Raw genomic sequence first — 11,709 nt, forward strand, 5'->3', positions numbered from 1 at the left:
AAGAAGGTGCTCATGGAAAATCCCCTAAATGTCTTGGTGGGAATTTAGGGGATTTTGGGGAATTTTGCAAAGGTCTCGACCTGTCCGTCAATTATCTTCGTGGGTAAAACCCACGCTACCAATACCCCGCACCAGCGAAAACCGATAGCCACCCAAACACAAAGGTCGTCTGAAAACCCGATTTTTGAATTTTCAGACGACCTTTTTGCCAATCGTTTTCGTTGACCGAGTCCATGCTGCGGCACTTGTGTTATCAACAAACTTTGTAGCGTGGGCTATGCCTACGAATCGTTAAGCTTTCAGACGACCTTTCCTACATATTCACTCATCACTGATGTCGTGCTTCACTTCTGTCCGCTTTGTTCCACCTGCCGTTTGAAGCGTGTGCCTGCGGCGTGGTAGAAGGGGCGGGGGGAGAATTGGCGGGAGACTTGTGAGGCGAAGATGCAGGCGATGAGCAGCCAGAAGAGGAGGTTTTGTCCGCCGGTCATTTCCATCACCACGACGGCGGAGGTGAGCGGGGATTGGGTGGCGCCAGCGAGGAAGGCCGCCATGCAGAGGAGGACGAGGACGTGGGTGCCTTGGGTAAGTCCGGTGAGGACGGCGATGCGTTCGCCCAAGACTGCGCCTATGGTGAGGGAAGGGGTGAAGATGCCGCCGGGTGTGCCTGTCCAGTAGGTCAGGACGGTGGAGAACCATTTGGCGACGGCGAGTCCGGCGGGGGCTTCGTGGATGCCGCGCAGGGCTTGGGCGGCTTCGTGGTAGCCGGTGCCGTAGGTTTTGCCTTGGTAAAGTGTGCCGATGGCGGCGAGCAGGATGCCGATGAGGGCGGCGGTAATCAGGGGATGGCGGCGGATGTGTTCGCGCCATTTGGCGGGGGCGAAGGCGGTGGCGCCGAGATACAGGGTGCGCCCGAACAGTCCGCCAGCGATGCCGCACGCGAGTCCGCAGCCCAATACCCAGCCGAGCATATTGTCGAGCGCGCCGCCGCTGAAGCCTGAAAAATAGGGGTTGTTGCCTTGAATGGCGACTTGGATGAAACCGGCGGCGAGGACGCCGAGCAGGATTTGCCGCTCCCAACGCAACATGACTTCGCGCCCGAGTTCTTCGATGGCGAAAATCACGCCTGCGAGCGGGGCGTTGAACGCGGCGGCAAGCCCGCCTGCCGCGCCTGCGGCGATGAGGTCGTTTTCCTGCATGCCGCGGAATGCGAAGCCGTGTTTTTTGCACCATGCGCCCCACGCGCTCATGACTGCCGCGCCGACTTGGGCGGACGGTCCTTCACGCCCGACGGACGCGCCTGCGAACATGGCAAGGAAAGTAAGCGGGATTTTGATGAGGGTTTCGCGGAGGCGGATCAGGCGGGTTTTGTTGGCGCCGTAGGGCAGGGCGAGGCTGGCGAGCACTTGCGGGATGCCACTGCCGGAGGTGTAGGGGGCGAAACGGCGGGTAATCCAGACGATGAGCGGCAGCCCGAAGGGCAGAGCAACCCAGGCAAACCAAGGATATTTTTGCACCAACTCCGCATTCGTTTCCAACGCGAAATCCGCCATCCAGGCAAACAGGAGGGCGGTCAGCGCGACCAGTGCCGAACCTGCCAGCAGGAACAGAAAAGCAATGCTTTTACGCGAGATGCGGCGGGTTTGGCGGATTTTGTGCGTGATGTGGTAGGCGGGCGGTTTGGTCGGCATGGTATGCGGAAGTGTGGAAAAGGTCGTCTGAAAAGGGTTATTGCGGAAGGCGGTTCGCGAATAAGGTAAAAATAGCCCGTAAAGAAGGGCGGCAAGCGGGGTGAAAAACAGTCTGGGTTTTCGCGGGTAAAGCCCGCGTTACGGTTTTGCGCTTGGTCTAAAGGTCGTCTGAAACGGTTTTCAGACGACCTTTTTTCGTGCTGCCTTAACCTGTATTGCGCAAACCTTGTGCCACGCCGTTGATGGTCAGGTGCACCATCAGGAGAGTGTGCGGGTCGTGCGGGTCTTTGCGCAGGCGTTTGAGCATGGCGACTTGCAGGCCGTTGAGCGCATTCAGGTACGGAATCCGCAGGGCGAGCGAACGGGCGAGGCTGCGGTTGTCGCGCAAGAGTTCGTCGGTTTGCAAAAGGTCGAGCAGGGCTTTGCGGCTGCGTTGGTATTCTTCCTTAATCATGCCGAAGATGACGGCGGCTTTTTCCGGCGATTCGCTCAAGCCAGCGTAGTTTTCGGCGAGGGTGATGTCGGTTTTCGCCATCACTTGTTCCATATTGGAGAGCATGGCTTGGAAGAATGGGTTGTGCTGCGCGTGTTCTTGCAAGGAGGCGAGGGTTTCGGGTTTGCCTTCGCACAGGCTTTCCACCGCGCTGCCGAAGCCGTACCACGCGGGTAGCATGAGGCGGTTTTGCATCCATGAGAACACCCACGGTATCGCGCGCAAATCCTGTATCCGCGCCAAGGTCTTGCGGCTGGCGGGGCGGCTGCCGAGATTGAGGGTGGCGATTTCCTGTATGGGGCTGGTTTGCAGGAAATAGTCGATGAAGTCGGGGTGGGTAATCAGCTCGCGGTAGTATTTGAACGATACGTCCGACAATGCCTGCATGAGCGCGGGTTCGGGGTCTTTTTGATCGGGCAGCAGGCTGGCTTCGAGCGTCGCGGCGACGAGGGTTTCGAGGTTGCGCACGGCGTTGCCGGGGTCGGCGTATTTGGCGGTGATGACTTCGCCTTGCTCGGTGATGCGGATTTGTCCGGCCACGCTGCCTGCGGGCTGGGCGAGGATGGCTTGGTAAGACGGACCGCCGCCGCGTCCGACGCTGCCGCCGCGGCCGTGGAAGAGGCGCATACGGACATCGTATTTTTTGAAGAGTTCGACCAAACCCAATTCCGCCTGATAGAGGCACCAAGAGCTGGTCACGTAGCCGCCGTCTTTGTTGGAATCGGAATAGCCGAGCATGATTTCCTGAATGTTGTCGCGGCTTTGCAGCAGGTCGCGGTACCATTCGTTGCTGAACATGGTTTCCATGACGGGGCAGGCGTTTTCGAGGGCTTCGATGGTTTCGAAGAGGGGGACGATGTTGATGCGGCTTTGCGGTTTGCCGTTTTCAACTGTCAACAGACCGCTTTCTTTAAGCAGCAGCGCGAGGGCGAGCAGGTCGCTGGGCTGTTCGCAGTTGGAGATGATGCTTTGGGTAACGGCGTTTTCACCGAATTCGTCTTTGATGTTGCGCGCTTCGTTGAAAATCGCCATTTCGCGGCGTGTGTGTTCGCTGTAAGTGATGAACGGGCTGGACAGCGGCCGCTGGTGTTTCAGCTCGCGCAGCAGGACTTTCTGTTTTTCCGTTTCGGACAGGCTGCCGTAGTCTTCCAAACCGGCGTGTTTGAAGAGTTCGGCGACGACATCGGCGTGTTTTTCCGCGTGTTGGCGCAAGTCGAGCGGCATCATGTGGAAGCCGAACACGGACACGGAGCGGATCAGGTCGGCGAGCCTGCCTTCGCCCAAAAGCGCGCTGCCGTTGTCGCGCAGGGAACGTTGCAGCTTGTGGAGGTCGTCTGAAAACTCTTGCGCAGAGGCATAAGGCATCATGAAGCCGAATTTGCAACCCATGCCCAAACCGAGCGAGCGGGCTTTGCCCATGACGCGCGCCATGATGTAGGCGATGGCGCGGCGGTACGGCTCTTCGGTGCGGGCGATTTCTTCGTCGGGCGATTCGTCCGACATCGCCATCACGTCGTCGTTGACTTTGACGCGGCGGACGGAAAGCGGCAGCTCGCGGTAGAGTTTGTCGAGTTCGCCACGGTAAAAACGGAACACCGCGTCGGCATGGCGGCGGAAAGCGAAACGCAGGGTTTCGGCGGAGACAAACGGATTGCCGTCGCGGTCGCCGCCTATCCAGCCGCCGATTTTTAAGATGTCGGGCACGTCAACGTCAGGATAGGTCGTCTGAAACTCGCGTTCCATGCTGCGGTAAAGTTTGGGCAGCGCCTCGAAGAAACTCATCGGGAAAATGGACACGCCGTTGTTGATTTCATCGTTGACGCTGAGTTTGTGGTGGCGCGTTTCGCTGGTTTGCCACAAGCCCAGCAAAATAGTGTCGATTTCGCGGCGTAACTCCGCCAGTGCGTCGGCATGGGTGCAGCGTTCGCGACGGGGCAGGAGGGCGCGGATGCGGCGGTTGAAGTTCAACACGGTTTGGCGTTGCACTTCGGTCGGGTGCGCGGTCAGAACGGCGGTAACATTCGTCGTATTTAATTGTTTTTGAACCGCCTTGCCGCCGATTTTCGCCGCTTTGAGTTTGCGTACCGTTTCCGCCAGGCTGCCTTCCGCTCCGCCGTGTCCCGCCTCTTCGTGGATTTGGCGGCGGCGTTCGTGGTGTACGTCTTCGGCGATGTTCAGAATCTGCGCAAATAGACCGCAGGCAAGCGTCAGGTCGTGGGTTTGCTGTTCGTCCAGTTGCGGCAAAACCTTCTCAATCAAAGCCGCGCTGTCGTCCGAAGTGGACAACAGCTTGACCGTTTCCACCACCAAAGGCGAAGCTTCTTCGTGCAGAAGTTTGTACAAAGACTGTTTTAAAAATTCCGCGTCTGCTGCCAGAGCGGCGTCCTTGGGATTGTTCAGGATATGCAGTTGCATGATTTTCTCTCTTTATTTATTTATCTCAAAAACAAACGTAAAACATTGTATAGCAGGTCGTCTGAAACCGCCATCGGAAAAGGTGTTGCAAAACGCTGAAACTTGATGTAACCCGCGTCCGCACAAGCCGAGCCGTTAATTCCTTAACAAAACCGTCCGTGCATTTCAGTCCGATTATTCTGCCGTTCGTATCCGCAGCATAGTCCGAAGCGCAGAAATCCCGTAAAATATAGTGGATTAACTTTAAACCAGTACAGCGTTGCCTCGCCTTAGCTCAAAGAGAACGATTCTCTAAGGTGCTGAAGCACCAAGTGAATCGGTTCCGTACTATCTGTACTGTCTGCGGCTTCGTCGCCTTGTCCTGATTTAAATTTAATCCACTATACTATGACATAAAATCCTATTTTCACGCAGGCACAGTATGTTTAACTTCAATTCCGTACGCGAAAACGACAAACGCCAACTCACCGTCCGCACCGCCGTAGCAAGCGGCTCCATCAATATGAGTACCTCCGCCATCAAAGTTTTGGCAGAAAACGCCACCCAAAACGCAGGCATCCTCAACGTCGCCCGTATCGCCGCCGTACAAGGCATCAAGCAGGTCGGACTGCTTGTCCCGCTTTACCAGCCCCTTCCCCTGCAACACGTCCGCGTCGATTTCGATGTCGATATCGAACTCGCCTACGTCAAAGCCACCGTAACCGTTTCCTCGGAAGTCGGCAAAAGCATCACGACCGAAGCCATTACCGGCGTTAACATCGCCCTCATATCCATCTACGACATGATGAAAGAAGTCGACCAATCCATGATGATGACCCGCATCCACCTCGAATCCGAAAGCGGCGGCGAACGCGGCCCGTTCGTATTTGACGATGCCTACGAAAACATTGATTTCTGATTGAACAAATAAAAAGGTCGTCTGAAACCTGCTTTGAGGTTTCAGACGACCTTTTTATTTACGCTAAAGCTTTGCTATGAAATGCTTTCGGTCGGTGAACTATTTCTGCCGGATACGGTCTTCTTTTGGCATTTCCTTATGCGGCAATGGTTTCATCAGGAATTGTTAGCATTCCAAAACTTCGTTATACTTATAAAGTATTAGTTATTTTGTATTAATTTATAGTAAATTCAAATCAAATAGGGGATACCTATGTCGTCATTCCCATGCGGGCAGGCGTTTTCTAATTTCAATTCACGATAAAACAACAGAGAGAATTTATGAACACATCCCAACCCGCTCCTCGTTCCGAACAACAAGCCAACCGCCGCTATCTGACCGTGTGGCGGTGGCATTTTTATTTCGGACTTCTGGTCGCTCCCTTTCTGACCTTGCTTGCCATAACAGGGTTGGGAATGCTTCTATTTGCCAACATTACCGGCAAAGAGGGTGAGCGTATACACGTTACCCCGCAGGCGCAGGTGCAGCCTTTGTCGGCGCAGGCGGAAGCGGCGCGCCAGTCTGTGAACCCTGAAACCGCGTCGGTGGTGCAATATATCGCGCCGCGCGCCGACGATATGGTTGCCGTGTTCCGCGTGAACAACGACGACAAAGCGACCATGGTCGCCGTCGATCCTTATACGGCGAAAGTCGTCAGTTCCATGCCGCGCAGTAAGGGCTGGTATCACACGATGGATGAAATCCACGGCGATATGATGCTCGGCACGGCGGGCGATTATCTGATAGAAACCGCCGCGTCGCTGACTATCCTGATGATGATTACAGGGATTTATCTGTGGTGGGCGAAACAGCGCAGCCTGAAATCCATGCTTGTGCCGAAAGCGGGCAAAGGACGCTCGTGGTGGCGCAGCATGCACGGCGCATTCGGTACTTGGGTTTCTTTGATTTTATTGCTGTTCTGCTTATCGGGCGTTGCTTGGGCGGGCATTTGGGGCGGTAAGTTCGTTCAGTCTTGGAGCCAGTTCCCCGCCGGTAAATGGGGGGTCGAACCAAACCCCGTATCCGTCGTGCCGACCCACGGCGATGTGTTGAACGAAGGCAAAACCAAAGAAGCACCGTGGGTTCTGGAACTCACGCCCATGCCTGTTTCCGGTACGACGAAGGGCGAAAACGGCATCAATCCGAGCGAACCGATGACTTTGGAAACGGTTGACCGCTTCGCCCGCGAAATCGGTTTCAAAGGCCGCTACCAACTCAACCTGCCCAAAGGTGAAACGGGCGTGTGGACGCTGTCGCAGGATTCGATGAGCTACGACATGGTCAGCCCGACCGCCGACCGCACGGTGCACATCGACCAATACAGCGGCAAAATCCTGGCCGACATCCGTTTCGACGATTACAACTTCTTCGGCAAATTCATGGCGGCCAGCATCGCGCTGCACATGGGGACGCTGGGCTGGTGGAGCGTGTTGGCGAACGTCTTGTTCTGCCTGGCGGTTATTTTCATCTGCGTCAGCGGCTGTGTGATGTGGTGGAAACGCCGTCCTGCCAAAGCAGGCGGACTGGTTCCCCCGGCGCAGAAAATCGAGCTGCCGGTATGGTGGGCAATGGCTGTGCCGCTTTTGATCGTGGCGGTATTGTTCCCGACCGCCATCGCCGCCATCGCCGTGATTTGGATTTTGGATACGGCTTTGCTGTCGCGGATTCCGGCGCTGTCGCGGTGGTTCAAATAACGGTTTGAACCGTTTCCCGCAAACCGATGCGCAGCGTGGGCAATGCCCACGAATAGGATGGGTTTGAAGGTCGTCTGAAAATCCGATTTTGGTTTTCAGACGACCTTTCCTTATTTTTATCCCGCGGTTTTCCTTTTCCGCCCGCTTCGGTATCATACCGCCTGTCTGTTTATCCCCAACGGAATCCCGATTATGTCTGACTGGTCCCTCCCCGATTTCGAACGCAAAATCTGCCCGCCCGAAGAATTGGCGCAGCGTTTGCACGAGCTTCCCCGTCCGCTGGTATTTACCAACGGCTGTTTCGATATTCTGCACAGGGGGCATGTTACCTATCTGGCGCAGGCTCGGTCGGCGGGGGCGGCGTTGGTGCTGGCTTTGAACACGGATGCGTCCGTGCGGCGTTTGGGCAAGGGGGACGACCGCCCCGTCAACCCGCTGGAAAACCGCGCGGCGGTGGCGGCGGCATTGGCAAGCGTGGATTTGGTTACTTGGTTTGACGAAGACACGCCCGCCGAGCTGATCGAACAAATCAAACCCGACATCCTGATTAAGGGCGGCGACTGGCCGGTCGAAAAAATCGTCGGCGCGCAAGAAACGCTGGCGCGCGGTGGCAAAGTGTTTTCCATTCCGTTCTTGCACCAGACTTCCACCACGAAAACGCTGGAAAAAATCCGCGCAGCCGAGGGCGGCAAATGACCGCACTGAAACTGCCGCACAGTCGGGTTTTGGCGGAGCTTGCCGACGGTCTGCCGCAACATGTTTCCCACTTGGCGCGTATCGCGGGCGTGAAACCGCACCAGCTCAACGGCTTTTGGCAACAGATGCCCGCGCACATCCGTGGACTGCTGCGCCAGCACGACGGGCAATGGCGGCTCGTGCGCCCGCTTGCCTTGTTTAACGAAGAAGCCTTGCAGCGTTTGGGCGCGGAACGCGGTTTTCAGACGACCTTAAAACACGAATGCACGTCCAGCAACGACGAAATCCTGAATCTGGCGCGCACTTCGCCCGAGCAAGCCCATAAAGCGCTCTGCGTCGCGCATCTGCAAACCAAAGGCCGTGGACGGCAAGGACGCAAGTGGACAAACCGGCTGGGCGAATGCCTGATGTTCAGCTTTGGCTGGGTATTCGACAAACCGCAGCACGAACTCGGCTCGCTCGCCCCCGCCGTCGCGCTCGCCTGCCGCCGTGCCTTGGCAGCATCGGGTTTGGACATACAAATCAAGTGGCCGAACGATTTGGTCGCCGGCAGGGACAAACTCGGCGGCATCCTGATCGAAACCGTCCGCAACGAGGGCAAAACCGCCGCCGTCATCGGCATTGGCATTAATTTCGTCCTGCCCAAAGAAGTCGAAAACGCCGCCTCTGTCCAAGCCTTATTCCACAACGCGCAACTTGCCCGCGGCGCAACCGCCGTACACTGTATCGCCGCTTCAACGCTGTTGGACAAACTGTTGGGCGAACTCGATGCCGTCCTGACGCAATACGCGCAAAACGGGTTCACGCCCTTACTCGAAGAATACCAAACCGCCCACCGCGACCACGGCAAACCCGTCCTGCTCCTGCGCGACGGGCAAACCGTAAGCGAAGGCACCGTACTCAGCGTCGATGCGCAAGGCGCGTTGCACCTGATGACATCGGCAGGCGAACAAACCGTCGTCAGCGGCGAAATCAGCCTGCGCCCCGACGACACGCCCCGCGCCGCCGCGCCGCGTGCGCCCGAACGCCTGCTCCTGCTCGACGGAGGCAACAGCCAGCTCAAATGGGCATGGGTGGAAAACGGCGTGTTCAACGAAGTAACCCATGCGCCGTACCGCGACTTGAGCAGGCTCGGCGAAGAGTGGGCAGAACGTTCAGACGACCGCACCCGCATCGTCGGCTGCGCCGTGTGCGGCGACCTCAAAAAAGCCCTCGTCGAAGCCCACCTGACCGTGCCTGTCCGCTGGCTGCCCTCCATGCCGCAGGCACTCGGCATCCGCAACCACTACCGCAACCCCGCCGAACACGGTTCCGACCGCTGGTTCAACGCCTTGGGCAGCCGCCGCTTCAGCCAAAACGCCTGCGTCGTCGTCAGCTGCGGCACTGCCGTAACCACCGACGCGCTCACCGAAGACAACCACTATCTCGGCGGCACCATCATGCCCGGCTTCCACCTCATGAAAGAAGCCCTCGCCGCCAAAACCGCCAACCTCGATCGCCCCGCCGGCAAAGTGTACCCCTTCCCCACCACTACGCCCAACGCCATCACCAGCGGCATGATGGATGCCGTTTGCGGAGCCGTCATCATGATGCACGGGCGGCTGCAACAAAAAACAGGCGAAGGCAGACCCGTCGACGTCATCATCACCGGCGGCGGCGCAAGCAAAGTCGTTAACGCCCTGCCCAAGCAGTTTGTTTTGGACAATACAGTAAAAATTGTAGATAATCTCGTCATTTACGGCTTATTGAACTGGGTCGCGCAAGAGCAGGAACAGACCGACACACTGCCCGAATAAGCAGCAACGCTGTCGCGCCGATTCAAAAGGTCGTCTGAAACGCCCATGCCGCTTTTCAGACGACCTCCAAACAAAACACTTCAGCCGGTTGGCTTTACAGCCGAGCCGCCACAAAATAACAACACAAAATCGTCCGCACACCACAACGGCACCCGAACACAAAAAAGGAAAACAACTCATGAAATGGCTTTTCGCCGCCCTCGTGGCACTCAACATCATCGTCTTCGGCGGCATGATTACGCACCGCCTCAACAACGCCAAATCCCCCGCCGCCACGCCCGTAGAAGGCGGAGCCCACGAACTCGCCCAACCCGAATCCCTGCGCCCGCAGCAAGCCCCCGCGTCTGCCGACAACGCCCAACCCGACTGGCTGCAAACCGACGAAACACAAGCCGACCTGCCCGAACCCGAATCCGAAGAAGCCATAGCCGAGCGTAAGAAAAAAGAAGAAGAGGAATTGGCACGCCGCGAAAAAGAAAAAAAAGAACGTGAAGAAAAAGCCCGCCGCGAAAAAGAAAAAGCCGCCGCAGAAAACACCAATCCGGCTGCTGCCGCCAACGAAAATCCCGCCGCCAAAAACGCATCCGCCGCCCGCCAATGTACGTCCAACGCCAGCGTTACCCTGGATGAAGACGACTACCACCGCATCAAAGGCCTGCTGACCCGCTGGCCGCATGCCGCCAGCCGCACCGTAGAAAAACGCGGCGCATCGAAAGACCAGGCCGCCAAAACCTTCCGCGTCCTGCTGCCCGCCGACAGCGAAGCCATGAACCGTCTCGAAGCGCTCGGCAACAAAGGCTTCAACGGCACGCTCTACAACGGCGAAATCAGCCTCGGCGTGATGAAAAGCCGCTCCTCAGCCCAAGTCCTCATCTCGCGCCTGTCCGCAGCAGGCTTCGGCGGCGCGCGCATCGTCGAACAAGACGACAAAGGTAACGCCGCCGACAGCACCCTCAGCGTCTCCCGCATGACCGTCATCTTCATGTCGGTCGATGACAAAGACACACAGGAAATCCGCAACATCGTCGGACGCTACGGCAGCCTGAACATGAAAACCTGCAAATAAAACCCCAAAGGTCGTCTGAAAGTTTTCAGACGACCTTTTTGCGGAAATATAGCCAATTCAAACCATAGAAGCCCCTGCCGTCTTTTCCGCTTGGGTGAAAAGAGAAGTGAGGGTATTTTCTAAATGAATCCATTTCGGGCGTGAAAACTTTGCCGAATGCCTGAAACCGTCAATTCTGAGGAGTGTCCGTATTGATGAAACCCTTAATCTTTTTACTTCCCGCCGTGTTATCCCTGCATGCTGCCGCACAAAACTACGTCATTGCCGACGACCGTCTCAGTAGCGGGGTGTTGACACTTGAGGGCAGCAGTTTTTCCGTCAGTACCATCAATCCAAACGGCAATGTGTGCGATTACGAAGGCGTCGTTCGCAATCGTATTGTCAGCGATGGGGAGGGCTGTGTCGTGCATTTCAGTTTCAAGCGCGACAGTGTGCGTTTGGACATCCCCGAATCCGCCCGAGAAGCCTGTCAAAGCTATTGCGGGCATAACGCTTTTTTCGACAGGGTTTATTATAAAATGCCGACGGCCTGCGCCTCAAAATATGCAGAGGCGGCGGAGCGGCGTTTCCAGACTGCCTATCGGGACAAACGTTTCCGAGAGGCGGCAAACCTCAAGCGGCAATATCTAAACCAATGTGGCAGATTCCTCTATCTGACCGACTGGATGCGGGGTTTGAATGATTTGGCAGTCAGCTTTAAAAATGCCGGAGATAAAGCGGCCTGCCGCAAAACGCTTGCCCCATTGTCCGAATGGCTGCGGGATTATCGGCCAAACTACATCAACGAAACAGATTACAAACGCGAAGCGTCTGCGGCAAGGTTTAACTTGAAACAGTGCGAAGCGGAATAAAACGAAATTCAGTCCGTATTTTTACATGATGAACGATATGGTTATTTATGGCATAAAAAGCCATAATATT

At 56.6% G+C, this 11,709-nt stretch carries 8 protein-coding genes; 6 read left to right on the top strand and 2 right to left on the bottom strand.

The features are described from left to right. Positions 1-344: 344 nt before the first annotated feature. Entirely contained in the window at positions 345-1,691 is a 1,347-nt protein-coding gene (locus tag AC5M9B_RS02765; protein ID WP_487648218.1) for a chloride channel protein, read from the bottom strand. A gap of 205 nt (positions 1,692-1,896) precedes the next feature. Continuing rightward, positions 1,897-4,599, bottom strand: a complete 2,703-nt coding sequence (ppc, locus tag AC5M9B_RS02770; RefSeq protein WP_146736766.1) for a phosphoenolpyruvate carboxylase — start codon at positions 4,597-4,599, stop codon at positions 1,897-1,899. Between the two features lie 421 nt (positions 4,600-5,020). Between ppc and AC5M9B_RS02775 the strand changes: the two genes are divergently transcribed. The 6 genes from AC5M9B_RS02775 to AC5M9B_RS02800 all read left to right on the top strand — a co-directional run bounded on the left by AC5M9B_RS02775 (position 5,021) and on the right by AC5M9B_RS02800 (position 11,639). Beyond that, positions 5,021-5,497 carry a cyclic pyranopterin monophosphate synthase MoaC gene (locus tag AC5M9B_RS02775; RefSeq protein ID WP_146736767.1) on the top strand — a complete coding sequence of 159 codons (477 nt, stop codon included), beginning with the start codon at positions 5,021-5,023 and terminating at the stop codon, positions 5,495-5,497. A 320-nt stretch (positions 5,498-5,817) separates the two neighbouring features. After that, positions 5,818-7,230 (top strand): PepSY-associated TM helix domain-containing protein, encoded by a 1,413-nt coding sequence (locus AC5M9B_RS02780; protein WP_146736768.1) that lies wholly within the window; start codon positions 5,818-5,820, stop codon positions 7,228-7,230. A gap of 192 nt (positions 7,231-7,422) precedes the next feature. After that, complete coding sequence (rfaE2, locus tag AC5M9B_RS02785) at positions 7,423-7,926, top strand: D-glycero-beta-D-manno-heptose 1-phosphate adenylyltransferase (protein WP_003768921.1); 504 nt, start codon at positions 7,423-7,425, stop codon at positions 7,924-7,926. Continuing rightward, positions 7,923-9,722, top strand: a complete 1,800-nt coding sequence (locus AC5M9B_RS02790) for a bifunctional biotin--[acetyl-CoA-carboxylase] ligase/type III pantothenate kinase (protein ID WP_146736769.1) — start codon at positions 7,923-7,925, stop codon at positions 9,720-9,722. Before rfaE2 ends, AC5M9B_RS02790 begins: the two co-directional genes overlap by 4 nt. Positions 9,723-9,900: 178 nt before the next feature. Next, entirely contained in the window at positions 9,901-10,788 is an 888-nt protein-coding gene (locus tag AC5M9B_RS02795; protein WP_146736771.1) for a cell division protein, read from the top strand. A gap of 194 nt (positions 10,789-10,982) precedes the next feature. Continuing rightward, positions 10,983-11,639 (top strand): hypothetical protein, encoded by a 657-nt coding sequence (locus AC5M9B_RS02800; protein ID WP_146736776.1) that lies wholly within the window; start codon positions 10,983-10,985, stop codon positions 11,637-11,639. Positions 11,640-11,709 lie beyond the last annotated feature (70 nt).

The organism is Neisseria flava (assembly GCF_982712965.1).

Bases quoted from the DNA above. Each gene is read 5' to 3' on its own strand.
- AC5M9B_RS02790 (WP_146736769.1), top strand. From the start codon at position 7,923: ATGACCGCACTGAAACTGCCGCACAGTCGGGTTTTGGCGGAGCTTGCC.
- AC5M9B_RS02765 (WP_487648218.1), bottom strand. From the start codon at position 1,691: ATGCCGACCAAACCGCCCGCCTACCACATCACGCACAAAATCCGCCAA.
- AC5M9B_RS02795 (WP_146736771.1), top strand. From the start codon at position 9,901: ATGAAATGGCTTTTCGCCGCCCTCGTGGCACTCAACATCATCGTCTTC.
- rfaE2 (WP_003768921.1), top strand. From the start codon at position 7,423: ATGTCTGACTGGTCCCTCCCCGATTTCGAACGCAAAATCTGCCCGCCC.
- AC5M9B_RS02800 (WP_146736776.1), top strand. From the start codon at position 10,983: ATGAAACCCTTAATCTTTTTACTTCCCGCCGTGTTATCCCTGCATGCT.
- AC5M9B_RS02775 (WP_146736767.1), top strand. From the start codon at position 5,021: ATGTTTAACTTCAATTCCGTACGCGAAAACGACAAACGCCAACTCACC.
- ppc (WP_146736766.1), bottom strand. From the start codon at position 4,599: ATGCAACTGCATATCCTGAACAATCCCAAGGACGCCGCTCTGGCAGCA.
- AC5M9B_RS02780 (WP_146736768.1), top strand. From the start codon at position 5,818: ATGAACACATCCCAACCCGCTCCTCGTTCCGAACAACAAGCCAACCGC.